Consider the following 21,256-nt stretch of genomic DNA (forward strand, 5'->3'; position numbering starts at 1 on the left):
ATGTGTCAATGGGGCGTGCGGTTCGTATGAGGTGACCAGAAATCTGACGGGACGTCAGAAAACCTCTTCCGTCGTCCGCCGGGCTGCGGCATCCTGCGCCCATGCAGACGGAGCTGAGCAAGAAACTGGGAGTCGAGTACGCCGTCTTCGGCTTCACGCCGTTCCCCGCCGTCGCCGCCGCCATCAGCCGGGCCGGCGGCTTCGGAGTGCTCGGCGCGGTCCGCTACACGGCCCCCGACGACCTCAAGCGCGACCTCGACTGGATCGAGGCCCACGCCGAGGGCAGGCCCTACGGCCTGGACGTCGTCATGCCCGCGAAGAAGGTCGAAGGCGTCTCCGAGGCCGACGTCGAGGCGATGATCCCGCAGGGGCACCGGCAGTTCGTGGCGGACACACTCGGCAAGTACGGGGTGCCCGAACTCCCGGACGGCGAGGCATCGGGATGGCGCATCACCGGCTGGATGGAGCAGGTCGCCCGCACCCAGCTCGACGTCGCCTTCGACTACCCGATCAGACTGCTCGCCAACGCCCTCGGCTCACCACCCGCCGACGTCATCGCCCGCGCCCACGACCGGGGTGTGCTGGTCGCCGCGCTCGCGGGCAGCGCCCGGCACGCACGCAAGCACAAGGACGCCGGCATCGACATCGTCGTGGCCCAGGGGTACGAGGCGGGCGGCCACACCGGCGAGATCGCCTCCATGGTGCTCACCCCCGAGGTCGTCGACGCCGTCGACCCGCTGCCCGTGCTGGCCGCCGGCGGCATCGGCAGTGGACAGCAGGCGGCCGCAGCGCTCGCCCTCGGCGCCCAGGGAGTGTGGACGGGCTCCATCTGGCTGACCACCACCGAGGCCGACCTCCACTCGCCCGCCCTGACCCGCAAACTGCTCGCCGCCGAGTCCGGCGACACCGTCCGCTCCCGCGCCCTGACCGGAAAGCCCGCCCGCCAGCTGCGCACCGAGTGGACCGACGCCTGGGACGACCCCGCCGGACCGGGCACCCTCCCCATGCCGCTGCAGGGCCTGCTGGTCGCCGAGGCGGTGTCGCGCATCCAGAAGTACGAGGTCGAACCGCTGCTCGGCACACCGGTCGGTCAGATCGTCGGCCGGATGACCAGCGAGCGCAGCGTCCAGGCCGTCTTCGACGACCTCACCCGCGGCTTCGAGCGGGCCGTGGACCGCATCAACCGCATCGCCGGAAGGAGCGGCCAGTGACGAGCACACCCCCCGCCGGTTTCTGGGCCCAGGCCACCCAGGACCCTGGCCGCACGGTCCTGATCGCGCCGGACGGCGAGCAGTGGACCGCCGGACGTCTGCACGCCGCCGCCAACCGCCTCGTCCACGGCCTGCGCGCGGCCGGGATGGAACGCGGCGACGCCTTCGCCATCGTCCTCCCCAACTCGGCCGAGTTCTTCACCGCGTACCTGGCCGCCACCCAGGCCGGCTTCTACCTCGTCCCCGTCAACCACCACCTCGTCGGCCCCGAGATCGCCTGGATCGTCTCCGACTCCGGCGCCAAGGTCCTCCTCGCCCACGAGCGTTTCGCCGGACAGGCCCGCCGCGCCGCCGACGAGGCCGGCCTCCCGCCCACCCACCGGTACGCCGTCGGCGAGGTCGAGGGCTTCCGCCCGTATGCCCAACTCCTCGACGGGCAACCGGAATCGGCACCCGCCGACCGCACCCTCGGCTGGGTCATGAACTACACCTCGGGTACGACGGGCCGCCCGCGCGGCATCCGGCGCCCGCTGCCCGGCAAGCTCCCCGAAGAGGCCTACCTCGGCGGCTTCCTCGGCATCTTCGGCATCAGGCCCTTCGACGACAACGTGCACCTGGTCTGCTCGCCGCTCTACCACACGGCCGTCCTCCAGTTCGCGGGCGCGTCCCTGCACATCGGGCACCAGCTGGTCCTCATGGACAAGTGGACCCCGCAGGAGATGCTCCGCCTCATCGACGCCCACCGGTGCACGCACACCCACATGGTCCCGACCCAGTTCCACCGGCTGCTGGCCCTCCCCGACGACGTGAAGGCGCGCTACGACGTCTCCGCCATGCGGCACGCCATCCACGGCGCCGCGCCCTGCCCCGACCATGTGAAACGAGCCATGATCGACTGGTGGGGCGACTGCGTGGAGGAGTACTACGCGGCCAGCGAGGGCGGCGGCGCCTTCGCCACGACCGAGGACTGGCTGAAGAAACCCGGCACCGTCGGCAAGGCCTGGCCCATCAGCGAACTCGCGATCTTCGACGACGACGGCAACCGGCTCCCGCCCGGCGAACTCGGCACCGTCTACATGAAGATGACCACGGGCGGCTTCAGCTACCACAAGGACGAGGCGAAGACGCGGAAGAACCGCATCGGCGAATTCTTCACCGTCGGCGACCTCGGCGTGCTCGACGAGGACGGCTACCTCTTCCTGCGCGACCGCAAGATCGACCTCATCATCTCGGGCGGCGTCAACATCTACCCCGCCGAGATCGAGTCAGCCCTGCTCGCCCACCCCGCCGTCGCCGACGCCGCCGCCTTCGGCATCCCGCACGACGACTGGGGCGAGGAGGTCAAAGCCGTCGTCGAACCCGCCCCCGGCCACGAGCCCGGCCGCGACCTCGCCGCCACCCTCCTCGACCACTGCGCCGCACACCTCGCCGGCTACAAACGGCCCAAGAGCGTCGACTTCATCGCCGAGATGCCCCGCGACCCCAACGGCAAGCTGTACAAGCGGCGGCTGCGGGAGCCGTACTGGGAGGGCCGGACCCGTCCGGTGTGACCGGCTCGACGCCCGCTCCGGCCGGTTACTTGACCTCACCCGTCGGCGGATCGAGGATCGGTGCCATGACGCCCGGACACGGCAGCACGGTGGACGGGGTGCTGCGGCGCAGCGCCCGCCGCACCCCGGCACGCGTCGCGGTCGAGTTCCGCGACCGCCGCTGGACGTACGAGGAGCTCGACGACGCCGTCTCCCGGGCGGCGAGCGTCCTCCTCGCCCAGGGACTCACCCCCGGGGACCGGGTCGGCGCCTACGGCCACAACTCCGACGCCTACCTCATCGCCTTCCTCGCCTGCGCCCGCGCGGGCCTGGTGCACGTGCCGGTGAACCAGAACCTGATCGGCGACGACCTGGCGTACATCGTCGGCCAGTCGGAGAGCTCCCTGGTCCTCGCCGACCCCGACCTGGCCGGCCGGCTGCCGGACACCACGGGCGTGCTGCCGCTGCGGGACGCGGACGACTCGCTGCTCGGCCGACTGCCCGCGGCGGCGCCGTACGACGGTCCGGAACCGCGCAGCGAGGACCTGACACAGCTGCTGTACACCTCCGGTACGACGGCCCTGCCGAAGGGCGCGATGATGACGCACCGCGCCCTGGTGCACGAGTACCTCAGCGCGATCACCGCCCTCGACCTCAGTGCCGGCGACCGGCCCGTGCACGCGCTGCCGCTGTACCACTCCGCGCAGATGCACGTCTTCCTGCTGCCCTACCTGGCGGTCGGCGCGACGAACATCATCCTCGACGCGCCGGACGGCGACCGGCTCTTCGACCTCATCGAGGCGGGGCGCGTGGACAGTGTGTTCGCCCCGCCCACCGTGTGGATCGGCCTGACGAACCGCGCCGACTTCGCCACCCGCGACCTCAGCGGGCTGCGCAAGGCCTACTACGGGGCGTCGATCATGCCGGTGCCCGTGCTGGAGCGGCTGCGTGCGCGCCTCCCCGAACTGGCCTTCTACAACTGCTTCGGCCAGAGCGAGATCGGCCCCCTGGCCACCGTCCTCGGGCCCGACGAACACAAGGGCCGTATGGACTCCTGCGGCCGGACTGTGCTCTTCGTGGACGCCCGTGTGGTCGACGAGAACGGCAAGGACGTGCCCGACGGCACGCCCGGCGAAATCGTCTACCGCTCCCCGCAGTTGTGCGAGGGCTACTGGAACAAGCCGGACGAGACCGCTGAGGCCTTCCGCGACGGCTGGTTCCGCTCCGGGGACCTGGCGGTCCGCGACAAGGACGGTTACTTCACCATCGTCGACCGGGTCAAGGACGTCATCAACTCCGGTGGCGTACTGGTCGCTTCACGGCAGGTGGAGGACGCGCTCTACACCCATGAGTCCGTCGCCGAGGTCGCCGTCGTCGGCCTGCCCGACGACAAGTGGGTCGAGGCCGTCACCGCGGTCGTCGTGCCCCGCGGCGAGGTCACGGAGGCCGAGCTCATCGCCCACGCCCGCGAGCGGCTCACCCCGTTCAAGGCCCCGAAGCGGGTGGTGTTCGTGGACGCCCTGCCACGCAACGCCAGCGGGAAGATCCTCAAACGGGACCTGCGGGACCGGCTCACCGACGACTGAGGCTCTCAGACCGGGCGCCGCGCCCAGAACAACGCGTGCCCGCCGTCACCCTCCGGAACGAACTCCTCCCGTTCGACCGTCAGCCCGGCCCGCCCGATCCACTCGCGATACGTGCCCGCATCCGCATGACTCCACCACATCGCCGCGCCGCTGCCCAGCCAGTCCTCCTCCACGCCCGTCCATGCTCCGTGTCCGACGGTGGCCACGAACCAGCCTCCCGGACGCAGCCAGGCGGCGATCCTGCCCAGCAGGCCCGGCTGCTCGGCCAGCGGAAGGTGAATGAGTGCGTAGAACGACACCACGGCGTCGAAGGATCCGGTGCCGAAAGCCGCCGCAGTGGCGTCGACCCGCATGAACTCCGCCGTCGGCACCAGCTCCCGCGCCCGGCGGATCTGCACCTCGCTGATGTCGATGCCGGTGACCTGAAGGCCGGCCGCGGCCAGCGCCCGGGCGACCGGCACCCCGCTGCCGCACCCCACGTCCAGCACGTCGCCGCGCGGGAGCCGCCCGCACAACTCGGCCAGCCAGGGCCGGTACTTCGTCTCGGCGCCGTACACCTCGTCGTAACGCAGCGACGCGGCGTCGTACCCGCGCCGGACGACCTCTGTCGGATCCTCGATGCTCACACCACGCAAGCCAGCCATCGATCGGGCGTCGCGCCCACGGGATTTAGCCCTCACCTCCCGGCGCGTCGCGGCGCAAGCGGAAGTGTGTTGCGGCGACCCGTCCCACCCCCGATGATCGGCGTCATGCCCACCTTCACCGCACCCGACGGCACCCGCCTCGCCTATCACCCGCGCGGTGACGGCGAGCCGCTCGTCGTCCTGCCCGGCGGGCCCATGCGGGCCTCCGCCTACCTCGGCGACCTGGGCGGGCTCGCCGCGCACCGCCGGCTGGTCCTGCTCGACCTGCGCGGCACGGGGGACTCCGCGGTGCCGGCGGATCCGGCGACGTACCGCTGCGACCGGCTGGTGGGCGACGTGGAGGCGCTGCGGGTCCACCTGGGGCTGGAGCGGATGGACCTGCTCGGCCACTCGGCCGGCGGCAGCCTGGCGATGCTGTACGCGGCCCGTCATCCCGAGCGGGTGGCACGGCTGGCGCTGATCACCGCGACGCCGTGGGCGCTGGGCCTGCCCGCGACGGCCGAGGACCGGCTGACCGCGGCGCGGCTGCGGAAGGGCGAGCCGTGGTTCGAGGAGGCCTTCCCGGCGTTCGAGCGCTGGCTGGTGGGCGACGGTGACTTCGACCCGGTGTTCCTGCCCTTCTTCTACGGCCGTTGGGACGACACGGCCGCCGCGCACGCCGCGCTCGAGGAGGAGCAGACCAACGACGAGGCAGGGGAGACGTACGGCTCCGACGGTGCCTACGACCCGCCCGCCACCCGCGCCGCCCTCGCCGCAGTGACCGCCCCCGTTCTCGTGTACGCCGGTGAACTCGACGGCGGCCCCCGCCCCGAGCTGGCGCGCCGCGCCGCCGACGTCTTCCCGAACGCCGAGTTCACCGTCCAGCCGGGAGCGGGGCACTTCCCGTGGCTCGACGACCCGGACCGGTTCGCCCGGCGCACCGCCGCCTTCTTCGACGGCGCCTGAGAGACCTAGTAGGGCTTTGTTAGGTCCTGTGGTGGGGTTCGGGTGCTGGTGCGGGTTGGCCGCATATCGAGCAGGCGCCGGTCCAGGTGGCCAGGAGGGCCTGGAGTTCGCGGAGGACCGCGTAGAGGGTCAGGCCGGCGCAGGGGCTTTTGGGTCGAGCCTGAGCATGGTGCAGAAGGCCTGGGCGAGGGACGCGAGGGTGACGTGGCGGTGCCAGCCGAGGTAGTTGCGGCCCTCGAAGTGGTCCAGGCCCAGACCGTCCTTGAGCTCGCGGTAGTCGTGCTCAACTCGCCATCGGATCTTGGCGATTCGTACCAGTTCGCGCAGTGGGGTGTCGGCGGGAAGCGTCGAGAGCCAGTAGTCGGTTGGCTCGGCGGAGTCGGGTGGCCACTCGACGAGCAGCCAGCAGTCGGGCAGGGAGCCGTCGGCGGCGCGGCGGATGGTGCGGTTGGCCGGTCGGACCCGCAGGGCCAGGAACTGCGAGCGCATCTCGGCGTTCGGGTTGCGTCTGGTGGCCTTGCTGCCCTGGCGCCAGGTGACGGTGCGGGTGGCCGCTCGGCCGACGGCCAGGGCCAGGGCGCGCAGGGTGGTGTGCGGTTGGGGGTAGGCGGACACGGGAGGGCGGCCCTGCCCGGAGTACGGCGGGCGTTGGGGTGTGGCATTGCCGGGGTGCGCAGTCGTGGTGGCTTTGACCGCGACCGCGTAGGTCAGGCCGCGCTCGGTCAGGCCCTCGCGAAAGCCGGTGGCGTCGCCGTATCCGGCGTCGGCGGCGACCGGAAGGTCGGGCAACTCCCAGTTGTCGCGCACCTCGTCGAGCATGTCCAGCGCCAGGCGCCACTTCTCCCGGTGCCGCTCGGTGCCCGGGATTCCCGCCTTGGCGCGGCGGCGCCGGATCGCCTCGGCCATCAGCGCGTCCTCGCCGTACTTGGTGTCGTCCCAGCTCTCGGGCAGGAACAGGCGCCAGTCGACAGCCGATGACGCACGGTCACTGACCAGGTTCACACTGACGCCGACCTGGCAGTTGCCGCGCTTACCCAGGGCGCCGCAGTACATCCGCGCCACCCCCGGTGAGTCGTAGCCGTCCTTGGGGAAGCCGACATCATCGATCGCGTACGCCTCGGGAGAAATGTGCGCGGCAGCCCAACGGGCCAGCCGCTCACGGACCTTGGAGTAGTCCCAGGTGGACGATGAGACGAACTGCTGCAGCTGCTGGTGGTCCACGCCCAGGCGCTCGGCCATCGGCTGCATGGACTTGCGCTTGCCGTCCAGCATCAGCCCGCGCAGATACAGCTCGCCCTTGGCCCGCTGGTCCCGACGCGCCAGCGAACCGAGCATCTCCGCCGCGAACGCCTCCAGGCGCGGGCGGACCGTCTCCATCTCCTCAGGTGTCACACCTGACAGAACATCACAATCTACCTGACGATGATCAATCGGGGTACCTAACAAAGCCCTACTAGTGCCGCGGCAGGCAACGTTCGCCCCGTCGCGACGCACGGCACGCCCTCTCGCCGCACCGGCCGAAAGCCCAAGTACGTCCAGTACGAGGACTTCCGGCCGGCACGCCGAGAGCACGCACCGGACGCCGCTCCTTGACGGGCAAACGTTGCCTGCCGCGGCACTAGCCGTCCGCCGCCACCGCCACCTCGCGCGCCCACCGGTAGTCCGCCTTGCCGCTCGGTGAGCGGCGGATGGACTCCGTGATCACCAGCTGGCGCGGGATCTTGTACCCGGCCAGATGGTCCCGGCAGTGGGTCTGGATGTCCTCCAGGGACGGGGTCGGCGCGCCCTCGCGCAGTTGGACGACCGCCGCGACATGGCTGCCCCACCGGGCGTCCGGAACGCCGGCCACCAACGCGTCGTACACGTCCGGATGGGACTTCAGGGCCTGCTCGACCTCCTCCGGGTACACCTTCTCGCCCCCGGTGTTGATGCACTGCGAGCCACGGCCCAGCACGGTCACCACGCCGTCCTCGTCGACGGTGGCCATGTCGCCGAGGAGCACCCATCGCTCGCCGTCCTTCTCGAAGAAGGTCTCGGCGGTTTTCGCCGGGTCGTTGTAGTAGCCGAGCGGAACATGGCCGCACTGGGCGATCCGGCCCACCTCGCCGACGGCCACCGGCTCGTGCGTGGTCGGATCGACCACCTGCGTACGGGAGTTGACGCGGATGCGGAAGCCGCGCTCGGGGCCGGAGTCGTCCGTGGCCGTGCCGTTGAAGCCGGACTCCGAGGAGCCGAAGTTGTTCAGCAGCATCACCTGCGGGACGAGGGTGAGGAACTGCTGCCGGACCGTCTCCGACATGACCGCGCCGGACGACGACACGCTGAACATCGAGGAACAGTCCGTCCCCTTCATGGGTCCGGCGAGCGCGTCGATGAGCGGGCGCAGCATCGCGTCGCCGACCAGCGACATGCTGGTGACCTTCTCCCGCTCGATGGTCCGCAGCACCTCCTCGGGCACGAACTTGCGGTGCAGCACGACCCGTTGTCCGAAGTTGAAGCCGATGAACGCGGTCAGGGTGGACGTGCCGTGCATCAGCGGGGGAGCGGGGAAGAAGGTGATGCCCGAACCGCCCGCCGCGACGCGCTCGGCCAGCTCCTGAGGCTTCTTCACCGGCTCACCGGTCGGCGCTCCGCCGCCCAGCCCGGAGAAGAACAGGTCCTCCTGCCGCCACATCACACCCTTGGGCATCCCGGTCGTGCCGCCGGTGTAGATGATGAACTGGTCGTCGCCCGAGCGCGCCGGGAACCCGCGCTCCGGTGAGCCGGCGGCCTCGGCCTCGGCGAAGGGCACCCCCAGCGAGTCTCCGGTTCCCACCCGCACCAGATGCCGCAGCTTGTCCGCCCGCGGCAACGCCGCCGCCACCCGGTCCGTGAACTCCGCGTCGAAGACCAGGGACACCAGATCGGCGTCCCGGTAGAGGTAGACCAACTCCTCTTCCACATAGCGGTAGTTGACATTGACCGGCACGATCCGCGCCTTGAGGCAGCCGAGCACCGTCTGGAGGTACTCGACGCCGTTGTACAGGTGGAGTCCGAGGTGCTCGCCGGGGCGGATCCCGCTGTCGAGCAGGTGGTGGCCGATGCGGTTGGCGGCGGCGTCCAGTGCGGCGTACGTCAGACGGCGCTCCGCACCCGTGCCGGGATGGTCGAGGTACACGAGCGCCTCGCGGTCCGGCACCACGTCCACGACCGACTCGAACAGGTCGGCAAGGTTGTACTCCACCGCTCCTCCTGACCTCGCTGCCCCTCGGTTGCCGGTCATCAGAGCAAAGGGCGGCACAACTGTGAAGGGTCCGCGCAACAGAAATCTGACTGACTGTCAGAAAACCCTTGAAGTGCTTCCCCGCCTCCTGCAACCTGTTCTCGTTCCTGCGGACGGAGGACACCCATGGGTGGCACCGAACACCTCACCGTGCAGCGCGAAGGCGCCACGCTGGTGCTCACGCTCAACCGGCCCGATGCCAAGAACGCCCTCTCGCTGCCGATGCTCGTCGGCCTGTACGACGGCTGGGTCGAGGCCGACGAGGACGAGGCGATCCGCTCGATCGTGCTGACCGGAGCGGGCGGCGCGTTCTGCGCGGGCATGGACCTCAAGGCCCTGGCCGGAAAGGGCATGGCCGGGCAGCAGTACCGGGACCGGCTCAAGGCCGACCCCGACCTGCACTGGAAGGCGATGCTGCGGCACCACCGCCCCCGCAAACCCGTGATCGCGGCCGTCGAGGGCCACTGCGTCGCGGGCGGCACCGAGATCCTCCAGGGCACCGACATCCGGGTCGCGGGCGAGTCGGCGACCTTCGGGCTGTTCGAGGTCCGGCGCGGGCTGTTCCCGATCGGCGGCTCCACGGTCCGGCTGCAACGCCAGATCCCGCGCACCCACGCCCTGGAGATGCTGCTCACCGGACGCCCGTACAACGCCCGGGAGGCCGCGGACATCGGCCTGATCGGGCAGGTCGTCCCCGACGGCACGGCGCTCGGCAAGGCCCTGGAGATCGCCGAACGGATCAACGCGTGCGGGCCCCTCGCCGTCGAGGCCGTCAAGGCGTCGGTGTACGAGACGGCCGAGATGACCGAGTCGGACGGCCTCGCCGCGGAACTCGCCCGCGGCTGGCCGATCTTCGACACCGCCGACGCCAAGGAAGGCGCCCGCGCCTTCGCGGAGAAGCGGCCACCCGTCTACAAGCGTGCCTGACGAGGGAGTCACCGTGCCCGAAGTCCTCAAAGCCCCCCTGGTCGTCGAGTTCCCCTTCACCCGCTCCGTCGGCCCCGTCCAGAGCGCCTTCCTGACCGGTCTGCGCGAACGCGTCGTCCTCGGCGTCCGCACGTCCGACGGACGCGCCCTCGTCCCGCCCGTCGAGTACGACCCCGTCACCGCCGAGGAGCTGCGCGACCTCGTCGAGGTCGCCCCCACGGGCACGGTCACCACCTGGGCCTGGAACCACGCCCCGCGCCGCGGCCAGCCCCTCGACACCCCCTTCGCCTGGGCCCTGGTCCGCCTCGACGGCGCCGACACCGCCCTCCTGCACGCCCTCGACGCCCCCGGCCCCGACACCGTCCGCACCGGCATGCGCGTCCGCATCCGCTGGGCAGAGGAACGCACGGGCGCCATCACGGACATCGCCTGCTTCGAGCCGTACGACGGCGCAGCACCCCGACTCACCGGTCACGACGGCCACTTCGGCAACGCCGTCACCGGCATCGTCGCCCCCGCCCGCCTCGACTACACCTACAGCCCCGGCCGCGCCCAGTCCGCGTACATCGACGCGCTGTCCGGGCACCGCACCGTCGGCGAACGCTGCCCGGCCTGCCGCAAGGTGTACGTGCCGCCCCGCGGCGCCTGTCCCACCTGCGGCGTCGCCACCGCCGAACAGGTCGAGGTCGGCCCGCGCGGCACCATCACCACGTTCTGCATCGTCAACATCAAGGCGAAGAACCTCGACATCGAAGTGCCGTACGTCTACGCCCACATCGCCCTCGACGGCGCCGATCTCGCCCTGCACGGCCGTATCGGCGGCATCCCGTACAACCAGGTGCGGATGGGGCTGCGCGTCGAGCCGGTGTGGACGGCAGGAGGTCGCTATCCCGACCACTACCGGCCCACCGGCGAACTTGACGCGGACTACGAGACGTACAAGGAGCTGCTTTGAATCCTCCCCCTCGTAAGCGAGGGGAATTCCTGGCTCACGCCGCTCGGTCGCTCAGCGAACGACCGAGTCTTCTGCGATCAGCACCAGCCGGGTTGAAACCAGCCCGGACATATGAAGTTTTGGAAGGAGTTGCTATGCGGGCTTGGCTCTCGCTCCGCAGTCGACGACCCTACCACCGGGAGGCTCGGTGACGCGCGAGATCGCCGTGGTCGCCTTCGCGCAGACCGACCACCGGCGCACCAGCGACGAGCTCTCCGAGGTGGAGATGCTCATGCCGGTCCTGCACGAGGTGCTCGACCACACCGGCCTGCAGACCGCCGACATCGGCTTCACCTGCTCCGGCTCCAGCGACTACCTGGCCGGCCGTGCCTTCTCCTTCACCCTCGCCCTCGACGGGGTGGGCGCCTGGCCGCCGATCTCCGAGTCGCACGTCGAGATGGACGGGGCCTGGGCGCTGTACGAGGCGTGGACCAAGCTGCTCACCGGCGAGGCGGACACCGCCCTCGTGTACGCGTACGGCAAGTCCTCACCGGGCTCGGTGCGCGATGTGCTCACCCGCCAGCTCGACCCGTACTACGTCGCGCCCCTGTGGCCCGACTCCGTGGCCCTCGCCGCCCTCCAGGCCCAGGCCCTCGTCGACGCCGGCGAGACCGACGAACCCGCGCTCGCGGCCGTCGCCGCCCGCAGCCGCGAGGCCGGTCGGGACAACCCCCATGCCCAGCTGAGGGGTTCGGTGACGCACGGGGACTACCTCGTACGGCCCCTGCGCACCGGCGACTGCCCGCCCGTCGGCGACGGCGCCGCCGCCGTGATCCTCGCCGCCGGGGAGCGGGCCCGCGCCCTGTGCGCACGGCCCGCCTGGATCCGCGGCATCGACCACCGCATCGAGGCACACGGCCTCGGCGTGCGCGACCTGACCGACTCGCCCTCCACCCGCCTGGCCGCCGAGCGGGCCGGCGCCTTCGACCGGCCGGTCGACACGGCCGAGCTGCACGCGCCGTTCACCGCGCAGGAGATCGTCCTGCGCAAGGCGCTGCGGCTCGACGACACGGTGCGCGTCAACCCGTCCGGCGGACCGCTCGCCGCCAACCCGGTCATGGCCGCCGGGCTCATCCGCATCGGCGAGGCGGCCGCCCGTATCCACCGCGGTGCATCCGACCGGGCCCTCGCCCACGCCACGTCCGGTCCCTGTCTGCAACAGAACCTGGTCGCCGTACTCGAAGGGGATCCACGATGAGCAAGGAGCCCGTGGCCGTCGTCGGGATCGGCCAGACCAAGCACGTCGCCGCCCGCCGGGACGTGTCGATCGCGGGCCTCGTCCGCGAGGCCGCCCGACGTGCCCTCACCGACGCCGAGCTGACCTGGGCCGACATCGACGCCGTCGTCATCGGCAAGGCGCCCGACTTCTTCGAGGGTGTCATGATGCCCGAGCTGTACCTCGCCGACGCGCTCGGCGCGGTCGGCAAGCCGATGCTGCGCGTCCACACGGCCGGATCGGTCGGCGGGTCCACCGCACTCGTCGCGGCGAACCTGGTCGCGGCCCGCGTGCACGGCACCGTCCTCACACTCGCCTTCGAGAAGCAGTCCGAGTCCAACGCCATGTGGGGCCTGTCCCTGCCGATCCCCTTCCAGCAGCCGCTGCTCGCCGGCGCGGGCGGCTTCTTCGCCCCCCACGTGCGGGCGTACATGCGGCGCAGTGGCGCGCCCGACACCATCGGCTCGCTGGTCGCCTACAAGGACCGGCGCAACGCCCTGAAGAACCCCTACGCCCACCTCCACGAGCACGACATCACCCTGGAGAAGGTCCAGGCCTCGCCCATGCTCTGGGACCCGATCCGCTACTCCGAGACCTGCCCCTCCTCCGACGGCGCCTGCGCCATGGTCCTGACAGACCGGGCCGGCGCGGCCCGCGCGCCCCGGCCGCCCGCCTGGATGCTGGGCGGGGCGATGCGCAGCGAACCGACCCTGTTCGCCGGCAAGGACTTCGTGTCGCCGCGGGCCGGTCAGGACTGCGCCGCCGACGTGTACCGGCAGGCCGGGATCGCCGACCCGCGCCGGGACATCGACGCCGTCGAGATGTACGTGCCGTTCTCCTGGTACGAGCCGATGTGGCTGGAGAACCTCGGCTTCGCCGCGGAGGGCGAGGGCTGGAAGCTCACCGAGTCCGGGGTGACCGAACTCGACGGGGACCTGCCCGTCAACATGTCGGGCGGCGTGCTGTCCACCAACCCGATCGGCGCCTCTGGCATGATCCGCTTCGCCGAGGCCGCGCTCCAGGTGCGCGGACAGGCGGGCGAGCACCAGGTGGACGGCGCCCGCAGGGTGCTCGGGCACGCCTACGGCGGCGGCTCCCAGTTCTTCTCCATGTGGCTCGTGGGATCCGCGCCTCCGCACTCCTGAAAGGTCCCCCTCACGTGGCCTGTTGGCCATGGGAACCGATCGCTAGGCTGGCCGCGGACGACGAGTCGGGAGGAGCACGGACGTGGCCGAGACCACCACCCAGCAGAAGCCGCTCATGGGCTGGGACAAGCCGGAACTGGACCTGAGCAAGGCCGAATGGCAGTCCAGCAGCCGCGGCGTGGGGGATGTCCAGATCGCTTTCGTCGAGGGTTTCATCGCCATGCGCAACAGCGGCCGTCCGGAGAGCCCCTCCCTCATCTTCACCCCCGCCGAGTGGGGTGCGTTCGTGTCGGGGGCGCGGGAAGGCGAGTTCGACCTGACCTGAACCCCAGGGAGCCAGGTGGACGGGCCGAACCGGGGGTGTTCCGCCCGTGTTTCCGGACACGCGGTGCGGTGAACCCGGACGGGGCCCACGCCTGAGCGAGGCTGGCCCCGGGAAGAGGTGGGCCGCCGTCCGGAGGTGAGGACCCCATGAGCACCCTGCCGGTCATCGCGGCGTTCGACGGTTCGGACGACAGTCTGCGGGCCCTGGACTGGGCCCTCGACGCCGCCCGCAGACGCGCGGTACCCCTGCGGGTGGTCCATGTGCGGCAGTACGCCGTACGGGTACCCGCCGGTGTCGAGGTCGCCCGGCTGCCGGAGCCGGAGGACGACCCGGTGCTCGCCCGGGCCCGTGCGCACCTGGCCGGGCGCACCGACGGGTCGGTCGTGGAGTACCGCGGTCCGGAGGGCACCCCCGGGGCGGTACTGCCCGGACTGGGCGCCGAAGCCCAGCTGATGGTGCTCGGCTCCCGGGGCCGCGGCGGCTTCGCCCGGCTGCTGCTCGGCTCCAACGGCCTGGCCGCCGCCCGCGACGCCGAGTGCCCGGTCGTCGTGGTGCCCCGGCCCGGCCGCGAGGTCGACGACGCGCCGCCGCAGGAGCCGGGACCCCGGGTGGTCGTCGGCCTCAACGTGGACGGCCCCGACGACGCCGCACTCACCTTCGCCTTCACCGAGGCCGCCCTGCGCGACGCCCGCCTCCAGGTGATCGCGGCCTATCCGTGGCCGGTACAGCTGTGGGCGGGAGCCGTCGGTGAGCTGGTCCCGACCGGGATCGACCAGGACGCCGTCGAGAACGAGACGCGGGCCCTCGCGGAGGGCTTCCTCGCCCCGCACCGCGGGCGCCAACCCGAGGTCCGGGCCGAACCGTACGTGGTCCCGGGCGACGCGGCCGGCCACCTCGTCGCCAACTCGAAGGACGCCGAGCTGGTCGTCGTGGGCCGGCACCGCCGCCGGCTGCTCGCGCCCGCCCGCATGATGGGCTCGGTCACGCACGCCGTACTCCTGCACGCGGCGAGCCCCGTGGCCGTGGTGCCCCCGGCGCCGCCAGAGGAATGACCAGGCCCCCGCGCGTCCCTGAGCCCTCGCTCACCCCCGTTCGTTAATGGTTGCTCGCAAACGTATCATTAGCGTCATGCAGGACTCGCTCAGCAGGGACGCCCGGATCGCCCTGGATCTCGCCCTGACCGTCCGGCACGACGGACACGGCGGCGTCGCCGACGACCTCACCGACCCGGCCGGTCTCACCACGTGGGTGCGCGCGCACCCCGACACCGTCCCCGATGCCGCCGCCTACACCGCCGACGCCGAGGCCCTGACCGCCGTCCGCGAGCTGCGCGCCGCCGTCCGCGCCCTCTTCGCCCGCGCCGTACGCCCCGCCGAGCCGAGCCCGGCCGACGCGGCCCGCCTGCTGCCCGTGCCCGAAGCCCTCGCCCGCCTCAACGCCGCGGCAGCCCGCACACCCACCGTCCCCGTCCTGCACTGGCCGGACGACGCGGACCCCGCCCTGCACCGGCAGGCCGTGCACGGCGACCCGGAGCTCACCGCGGTGCTCGCACAGGCCGCTGTCGCCTTCCTCGCGAGCCCCGACCGGCAGCGGCTGCGCGCCTGCCGCGCCCCGCGCTGTGTGCGCTACTTCCTCAAGGAGCACCCGCGCCAGGAATGGTGCACACCGTCCTGCGGCAACCGCGCCCGCGTCGCCCGACACCACGAACGGCACCGGAAGCCCGCGTAGGCCTGCCCGAACGCCGCACGTACGGCCGCCCGCCCGGCGCCGACGACCTGCGGGCACGTACCATGGCGGCATGTCGTTCCTCCGCCGCCGCAGCGCCACCCCCGCAGGGCCCGACTTCGACGTGCTGGCCATGGACCCGGGCGACTGGCCCGGCAATCTGGGCGCGGGCCTGCTGCCCGCCCCCGACGGCACCTGCCAGGGCGTGTTCCTGCGCTACGACCTGTTCGGCGGCCGCGGCCCCGCGATGATCATCGGCAATCTGCCGGAGGGCTCCCCGGCCCGCGACGTCGCCGAGGGGCAGATCCCCTTCGAGGTGGCCCAGCTGCTGCTGGCCCTCGAGAACGACGAGGAGGTGACCGTCGTCGGCACCGAGGACGTGCCGGTGATGCAGGGCGACAACCTCCTCATCGTGCGCCGTCTGAAGCTCTCCGAGAGCCGGATCTCCTGCGTGCAGTTCGACCGCAGCGACAACGTCCTGGTCACCATCGCCGCCTGGGACCGCCCCATCACCGACGATCTGTACGCCCTGCTGAAGCCGCTGCCCGCGGAGCTGTTCCAGCAGGGCTGAGGCCCTACGACGTCGCCGACGACACCGTCACGTCAGCCGCCCGCACGAACGCCACCCGGTGGCCGAACTGGATCTCGTAGTACAGATCCTCGCCCACCACGACCTGGTGCGCGTCGGTCGCGAAGGTGACCGCGTAGTAGTACTCGCCGGGCACCTTGTCACCGACGACGTACTTCTGGCCCTTGAGCAGCCGGTACGACAGCGGGGACACCGCCTGGGCGGGCACTCCCGCCGGGTAGGCGGCCGCCTCCGGGTAGGCGCGGCCGTACACCGGAATACTCTCCAGGCCGTCCTTGGGCGTGACGACGAGGCCCTTCGCGGGCACTGCCGTCGGGGCCTTCTTCGGGTTCTTGAACCAGGCCTTCTGGCCCAGATACCAGATCGCCGTCCAATCGCCCTCGCGGCCCGCCACCGCGTACTGCTGGCCGGTGGAGACTCGTGATCCGATGTCGTTGACGCCGATCGTCGAGTCCCCGCCGCCCGGGCGCAGGCCGATGTCCTTGATCAGCGGATAGTCCTCGCCGGGCCCCGAGTACAGCCGTACCGCGCTCGAACCGTGCACCGCGCACGGTGTGCCCGCGGACGCACAGCCCGTGAACGCGGGCCGGTTCGAGGCGTAGTCCGGAAGGATCGTCACCATGCCGCTGCCTGCCCCGGCGGTGGGGCCGAAGGGCCGGCCGAGCAGCGTGAAGTAGTGCCGCCAGTCCCAGTACGGGCCCGGGTCCGTGTGCATGCCCGGGACCGTCGACGTGGTCGGGCCGGGCACGTTGTCATGGCCGAGGATGTGCTGCCGGTCCAGCGGAATGCCGTACTTCCTGGCGAGATACCTCACCAGGCGGGCCGACGAGCGGTACATCGCCTCCGTGTACCAGGCGTCCGGCGAGGCGAGGAAGCCCTCGTGCTCCAGGCCGATCGACTTGGCGTTGACGTACCAGTTGCCCGCGTGCCACGCCACGTCCTTCGCCTTGACGTGCTGGGCGATGTGACCGTCCGTGGAGCGCAGGGAGTACTGCCAGGAGACGTAGGTGGGATCCTGCACCAGGTCGAGGACGCCCTCCCAGGCGCCCTCCGTGTCGTGCACGATGATGTACTCGATGCTCTGCGACGCCGGTCGCTCACCCAGGTCGTGGTTGCCGTAGTCGCCGTCCCCGAACTCCTCGTACGGCGCCGGGATCCACTCACAGGACACGGTCGTCGGGCACTCGGTGCCCTCGGCGGCGGCCCGACGCAGGCCCGTCCGGCTCAACTGCCCGGTGTCCGGGGCGAGACCCGGCTGCGCGGCCAGGGAGATGCGCTGTCCGGAGTCGGTGAGGCGTTCCTCGCCGGTGCGGATGACGTCGTACACGTCGCCCGCGTACGCCGCCGCCGTCGCGGTGTCGTCCGCGCCCGAGAAACGGGCCACGGCCCCGTACCACTGAGCCGGATCCTCGCTCAGCGGCTCGCCCAGCTCCTGCTGCGCGGCGGCGAGCAGCGCGGCCCCGCCCGCCACATTCGCCGCAGGGTCGGTGCGCAACTCCTCGGCACTCATACCGGTCAGCTCCGCCGCCCTGGTCAACGTCCGCAGGCGGGCAGGGAGTTCGGCGTCCTGAGGCAGCTCCACGTCGGGGAGCAACGGCGGGCGGGCGCTGTCGCCGCGCGGGTCCTCGGTGCCCTCGCTGTGATGCGGCGGCGCCGTGGCGAGGGCCGTGCGGGCGTCGGTGAGATGCATCGGGCCGTAGCCGCCGGTCACGCTCGCCGCACCGCCGTGCCCGTCCCAACGGGACTGGAGATAGGAGACGCCGAGCAGCACGCTCCGCGGCACGTCGTACTCGGCGGCCGCCGCGGCGAACGCCTGCTGCAGCCGGCCGGCCGACCCGGCCTCGGACGGGGCTGCGCCGAGCAGCGGCAGCAGCAGCGCCGCCGAGGCCACGGCGCCGACGGCCCGGCGTACGCGTCTCGGCCCGGCGGCTCGGCTGGGGTCGGTGGCGGATCCTCGCAAAGCAGCCTCCTGTGACGGTCGGGCGCGATGAGCCGTGCGGGGCCGGGCGTGTCAGTGGTACCGGCTCTCCGACGATCCGTCAATCCTGCCGCCCACGAGGCGATTTCCCATGTCAGGGCGGGGCGCGAGGAGTTTCGCGGCGGGGGCGTGCGGGCCTGCGGGGCGTCAGTGGCGTACACCAATGGTCCTGATCCCGGCATGACGACGACCGCGGTGCGCCGCTGTCCGCGAAACACACCGCGGTCCGTCATCCCCGTCAGCGAGTGCCGACGGCCGCGCGCACGGCCCGCCGGGCCAGCTGGCAGTCGTCGTGCAGCCGCCGCAGCAGCAACCGCTGCTCCTCGCCGGACGGCCCAGCACCCGGTTGGGCCACTCCCGGTGCCGCCGGGGTCGCGTCGTGCATCGAACGCTGCACGGCCGTCTCGTACGTACGGATCTCACGGGTCAGTACGAGCATCAGGTTCACCAGGAACGCGTCCCGTGAGGCAGGGCCCGCGGACTGGGCGATCTGGCTGATGTGCCGCCGTGCCACCGGCGCGTCGCCGAGCACCGACCACAGGACGGCCAGGTCGTAGCCCGGCAGGTACCAACCCGCGTGCTCCCAGTCCACCAGCACCGGACCCGCGGGGGAGACCAGGATGTTCGACAGGAGCGCGTCGCCGTGGCAGAACTGCCCCATGCCCTGCCGGCCTGCGGCGAGCGCGATGCCGTGCAGCAGCTTCTGCAGGTCACCCATGTCCCGGTCGGTGAGCAGACCCAGCTCGTGGTACCGGGAGATGCGGGCCGCGTAGTCCAGCGGCGCGTCGAACGTCCCGGCCGGCGGGCGCCAGGCGTTCAGTCGGCAGATCGCGCCCAGCGCCGCCCGGATGTCGGCGCGCGGTGGCGCCTCCGCCGGGTGCCGCTGGAGTGCCGCCGCCCGTCCCGGCATCCGCTCGATCACCAGCGTGCAGTTGTCCGGGTCCGCCGCGATCAGCCGAGGCACCCGCACCGGTGGGCGGTGCCGGACGAACGAGCGGTAGGCCGCTATCTCGTGCCGGATCCGCTCGGCCCAGGCCGGGGAGTGGTCCAGTAAACACTTGGCGACGGCCGTACTGCGTCCTGTCGTGCCGACCACCAGCACCGACCGTCCGCTGCGCCGCAGCACCTGCACCGGCGCGAACTCCGGGCAGATCCGGTGCACCGAGGCGATCGCCGTGCGCAGCTGGGCGCCCTGAGGGCCGGACAGGTCGAGTCTCCCGCTGAGCGGTTGGGTGCCGGGCCCCGCCGGGCGCTGCGACCGGCCGGCACCGAGCACGGGGGCCGACGGGCGCGCCGGGGCGAGGTAGGGGCCGCCGCCCGACAGGGGCGTCTCACCCGGCCTCGGGGAGGCGGGAGCCGGGGGGTGCGGGCGCAGCGGCCGGGGCGGGGCGGACACGGAGGACGATGCTGCGTACATGGGCGAGACAGATCCCTTCGTGTGCCTGCGACGTCATTGCGCCACCCGGCCCGGATGCCCCGGTGCACCCTGGGGAATGCACCCGTCATATGAAGCGGCGACCGGGTCGGGGTGGCGCGTTCCTACCTGACACCCGATGTGCAGTGGCACACCATCTGGCGTGCCCTGGCGAACCCTGGCGAATAGTCGCCCGGCAACTCTCACCGGGCTACTGTCAACTCAGCCGAGAACCTGGGGGCTTGATGTGAGCGGAGAACCCAACACCCGCCTTGCGGACCTGTTCGGTCTGGCCGGCTGGTCCAAGGGAGAGCTCGCGAGACTGGTCAACAAGCAGGCGGCGGCCATGGGCCACCCCCAGCTGGCGACCGACACCTCGCGGGTGCGGCGGTGGATCGACATGGGAGAGATCCCGCGCGATCCCGTGCCGCGGGTGCTGGCGGCCCTGTTCACCGAGCGTCTCGGCCGTGTCGTGACCATTGAGGACCTCGGTCTGGTCCGGCACGGGCGTACGGGGAAACGGCAGGACGGCGGGAGTGTGGAACATCCCGACGGCGTGCCGTGGGCGCCCGAACGGACCGCCGCGGTCCTCACCGAATTCACGGGAATGGACCTCATGCTCAACCGACGCGGCTTGGTGGGCGCGGGTGCCGCGCTCGCCGCGGGATCCGCACTCAGCAGCGCCATGTACGACTGGCTGCACACCGATCCGGCCCTGACCGCCGACGCTCCCCACCTCGACAACCCCTTGCACGCCGACCCCCTGCACGCCGACCCCGTCGGGTTCGACCGCTATGAGGCCGCCCCCATCGGGTCCGAGGAGATCGAGGAACTGGAGCGCTCGGTCGAGGTGTTCCGTGCCTGGGACGCGGCCCGCGGCGGCGGGCTGCAACGCAAGGCGGTCGTGGGCCAGCTCAACGAGGTGGGCGGCATGCTCGCCTACCGTCACCCACCCCATCTGCAGCGGCGCCTGTGGGGCGTCGCCGCCAACCTCGCCGTTCTCGCGGGCTGGATGTCGCACGACGTCGGCCTGGAGCCCACGGCCCAGAAGTACTTCGTCATCGCCGCCCATGCCGCGCGAGAGGGCGGCGACCGGCCCCGGGCCGGCGAGGCGCTCTCCCGAGCGGCCCGCCAGATGGTGCACCTGGGCCGGCCCGACGACGCGCTCGACCTGATGAAGCTGGCCAAGTCCGGCTCCGGCGACCAGGTGCTGCCCCGCACACAGGCGATGCTCCACACCATCGAGGCCTGGGCACAGGCGTCGATGGGCAAGGGCCAGGCCATGCGCCGCACCCTGGGGCAGGCGGAGGACCTCTTCGTCTCCGACAAGGGCGACGTGCCGCCGCCGAGCTGGATGCAGACGTTCAAGGAGGAGGACCTGTACGGCATGCAGGCCCTGGCCTACCGGACGCTGGCCGAGTTCGAGCCGGGCGCGGCCGTGCACGCCCAGCACTTCGCGGAGAAGGCCCTCGCCCTGAGGATCGACGGGCGGCAGCGCTCGAAGATCTTCGACTTCCTGTCCATGGCCTCCGCCTGCTTCATCGCGGACGACCCCGAACAGGCGGACCGGTACGCACGCCTCGCCCTGGTGTCGATGGGATCGAACTCCTCCCACCGCACCTGGGACCGGTTGCGCCAGATGTACCGGCTCACCGCCGAGTACGCCGGCTACCCGAAGATCCAGGAACTGCGGGAGGAGATCAAACTGGCGCTGCCCAAGACGAAGGGCAAGGGCGGCAACAGCTCACAGGTGTAGTTCCGCGGCA

Annotated in this window: 18 protein-coding genes; 13 read left to right on the top strand and 5 right to left on the bottom strand. The window is 71.8% G+C overall.

Annotation, left to right across the window (positions count from 1 at the left end; translation table 11 throughout):
• Positions 1–101: 101 nt before the first annotated feature.
• From ACKTSN_RS44050 to ACKTSN_RS44060, 3 genes are all read left to right on the top strand, one after another.
• The gene (locus ACKTSN_RS44050) at positions 102–1,211 is read left to right on the top strand and encodes a nitronate monooxygenase (RefSeq protein WP_409474175.1); all 1,110 of its coding nucleotides are present in this window, start codon (positions 102–104) and stop codon (positions 1,209–1,211) included.
• Positions 1,208–2,761, top strand: a complete 1,554-nt coding sequence (locus ACKTSN_RS44055; RefSeq protein ID WP_409474176.1) for an acyl-CoA synthetase — start codon at positions 1,208–1,210, stop codon at positions 2,759–2,761. Before ACKTSN_RS44050 ends, ACKTSN_RS44055 begins: the two co-directional genes overlap by 4 nt.
• A gap of 65 nt (positions 2,762–2,826) precedes the next feature.
• Positions 2,827–4,326, top strand: coding sequence for an acyl-CoA synthetase (locus ACKTSN_RS44060; protein WP_409474177.1), 1,500 nt, complete (start codon positions 2,827–2,829; stop codon positions 4,324–4,326).
• 5 nt (positions 4,327–4,331) lie between these two features.
• Here ACKTSN_RS44060 and ACKTSN_RS44065 read toward each other — a convergent pair whose 3' ends face one another.
• Positions 4,332–4,952 carry a class I SAM-dependent methyltransferase gene (locus ACKTSN_RS44065; RefSeq protein ID WP_409474178.1) on the bottom strand — a complete coding sequence of 207 codons (621 nt, stop codon included), beginning with the start codon at positions 4,950–4,952 and terminating at the stop codon, positions 4,332–4,334.
• 123 nt (positions 4,953–5,075) lie between these two features.
• Between ACKTSN_RS44065 and ACKTSN_RS44070 the strand changes: the two genes are divergently transcribed.
• Positions 5,076–5,915, top strand: coding sequence for an alpha/beta fold hydrolase (locus ACKTSN_RS44070; protein WP_409474179.1), 840 nt, complete (start codon positions 5,076–5,078; stop codon positions 5,913–5,915).
• A 129-nt stretch (positions 5,916–6,044) separates the two neighbouring features.
• Here ACKTSN_RS44070 and ACKTSN_RS44075 read toward each other — a convergent pair whose 3' ends face one another.
• The gene (locus ACKTSN_RS44075) at positions 6,045–7,307 is read right to left on the bottom strand and encodes an IS701 family transposase (RefSeq protein ID WP_409473986.1); all 1,263 of its coding nucleotides are present in this window, start codon (positions 7,305–7,307) and stop codon (positions 6,045–6,047) included.
• A 226-nt stretch (positions 7,308–7,533) separates the two neighbouring features.
• On the bottom strand, positions 7,534–9,138 hold the full coding sequence (locus tag ACKTSN_RS44080) for an acyl-CoA synthetase (RefSeq protein WP_409474180.1): 1,605 nt from the start codon (positions 9,136–9,138) through the stop codon (positions 7,534–7,536).
• Positions 9,139–9,303: 165 nt separating this feature from the next.
• Here ACKTSN_RS44080 and ACKTSN_RS44085 point away from each other — a divergent pair, with 165 nt between their 5' ends.
• The 8 genes from ACKTSN_RS44085 to ACKTSN_RS44120 all read left to right on the top strand — a co-directional run bounded on the left by ACKTSN_RS44085 (position 9,304) and on the right by ACKTSN_RS44120 (position 16,080).
• Entirely contained in the window at positions 9,304–10,104 is an 801-nt protein-coding gene (locus ACKTSN_RS44085) for a crotonase/enoyl-CoA hydratase family protein (protein WP_409474181.1), read from the top strand.
• A 13-nt stretch (positions 10,105–10,117) separates the two neighbouring features.
• Positions 10,118–11,059 carry a Zn-ribbon domain-containing OB-fold protein gene (locus ACKTSN_RS44090; protein ID WP_409474182.1) on the top strand — a complete coding sequence of 314 codons (942 nt, stop codon included), beginning with the start codon at positions 10,118–10,120 and terminating at the stop codon, positions 11,057–11,059.
• 187 nt (positions 11,060–11,246) lie between these two features.
• A complete protein-coding gene (locus ACKTSN_RS44095; protein WP_409474183.1) occupies positions 11,247–12,296 on the top strand; it encodes a thiolase domain-containing protein in 1,050 nt (349 codons plus the stop codon).
• On the top strand, positions 12,293–13,459 hold the full coding sequence (locus tag ACKTSN_RS44100) for a thiolase domain-containing protein (protein ID WP_409474184.1): 1,167 nt from the start codon (positions 12,293–12,295) through the stop codon (positions 13,457–13,459). The genes ACKTSN_RS44095 and ACKTSN_RS44100 overlap by 4 nt, the downstream gene beginning before the upstream one ends.
• An 82-nt stretch (positions 13,460–13,541) precedes the next feature.
• The gene (locus ACKTSN_RS44105) at positions 13,542–13,784 is read left to right on the top strand and encodes a DUF397 domain-containing protein (protein WP_409474185.1); all 243 of its coding nucleotides are present in this window, start codon (positions 13,542–13,544) and stop codon (positions 13,782–13,784) included.
• 146 nt (positions 13,785–13,930) lie between these two features.
• Entirely contained in the window at positions 13,931–14,836 is a 906-nt protein-coding gene (locus ACKTSN_RS44110) for a universal stress protein (RefSeq protein ID WP_409474186.1), read from the top strand.
• Positions 14,837–14,912: 76 nt separating this feature from the next.
• The gene (locus tag ACKTSN_RS44115) at positions 14,913–15,512 is read left to right on the top strand and encodes a CGNR zinc finger domain-containing protein (RefSeq protein ID WP_409474187.1); all 600 of its coding nucleotides are present in this window, start codon (positions 14,913–14,915) and stop codon (positions 15,510–15,512) included.
• A gap of 70 nt (positions 15,513–15,582) precedes the next feature.
• Positions 15,583–16,080 carry a hypothetical protein gene (locus ACKTSN_RS44120; RefSeq protein WP_409474188.1) on the top strand — a complete coding sequence of 166 codons (498 nt, stop codon included), beginning with the start codon at positions 15,583–15,585 and terminating at the stop codon, positions 16,078–16,080.
• A 4-nt stretch (positions 16,081–16,084) separates the two neighbouring features.
• Here ACKTSN_RS44120 and ACKTSN_RS44125 read toward each other — a convergent pair whose 3' ends face one another.
• Both ACKTSN_RS44125 and ACKTSN_RS44130 read right to left on the bottom strand, forming a co-directional pair.
• Complete coding sequence (locus tag ACKTSN_RS44125; RefSeq protein WP_409474189.1) at positions 16,085–18,058, bottom strand: N-acetylmuramoyl-L-alanine amidase; 1,974 nt, start codon at positions 18,056–18,058, stop codon at positions 16,085–16,087.
• A 256-nt stretch (positions 18,059–18,314) separates the two neighbouring features.
• Complete coding sequence (locus tag ACKTSN_RS44130; protein ID WP_409474190.1) at positions 18,315–19,493, bottom strand: aminoglycoside phosphotransferase family protein; 1,179 nt, start codon at positions 19,491–19,493, stop codon at positions 18,315–18,317.
• A gap of 244 nt (positions 19,494–19,737) precedes the next feature.
• On the opposite strand from ACKTSN_RS44130, the gene ACKTSN_RS44135 reads away from it, so the two are divergent.
• Positions 19,738–21,246 (top strand): DNA-binding protein NsdB, encoded by a 1,509-nt coding sequence (locus ACKTSN_RS44135; protein ID WP_409474191.1) that lies wholly within the window; start codon positions 19,738–19,740, stop codon positions 21,244–21,246.
• Positions 21,247–21,256 lie beyond the last annotated feature (10 nt).

The organism is Streptomyces flavusporus (assembly GCF_046267975.1).
GTDB classification, from domain to species: Bacteria; Actinomycetota; Actinomycetes; order Streptomycetales; family Streptomycetaceae; genus Streptomyces; species Streptomyces flavusporus.

Coding starts and splice junctions, on each gene's coding strand:
- ACKTSN_RS44050 (WP_409474175.1), top strand. CDS start 102: ATGCAGACGGAGCTGAGCAAGAAACTGGGAGTCGAGTACGCCGTCTTC.
- ACKTSN_RS44060 (WP_409474177.1), top strand. CDS start 2,827: ATGACGCCCGGACACGGCAGCACGGTGGACGGGGTGCTGCGGCGCAGC.
- ACKTSN_RS44070 (WP_409474179.1), top strand. CDS start 5,076: ATGCCCACCTTCACCGCACCCGACGGCACCCGCCTCGCCTATCACCCG.
- ACKTSN_RS44085 (WP_409474181.1), top strand. CDS start 9,304: ATGGGTGGCACCGAACACCTCACCGTGCAGCGCGAAGGCGCCACGCTG.
- ACKTSN_RS44100 (WP_409474184.1), top strand. CDS start 12,293: ATGAGCAAGGAGCCCGTGGCCGTCGTCGGGATCGGCCAGACCAAGCAC.
- ACKTSN_RS44110 (WP_409474186.1), top strand. CDS start 13,931: ATGAGCACCCTGCCGGTCATCGCGGCGTTCGACGGTTCGGACGACAGT.
- ACKTSN_RS44115 (WP_409474187.1), top strand. CDS start 14,913: ATGCAGGACTCGCTCAGCAGGGACGCCCGGATCGCCCTGGATCTCGCC.
- ACKTSN_RS44120 (WP_409474188.1), top strand. CDS start 15,583: ATGTCGTTCCTCCGCCGCCGCAGCGCCACCCCCGCAGGGCCCGACTTC.
- ACKTSN_RS44130 (WP_409474190.1), bottom strand. CDS start 19,493: ATGTACGCAGCATCGTCCTCCGTGTCCGCCCCGCCCCGGCCGCTGCGC.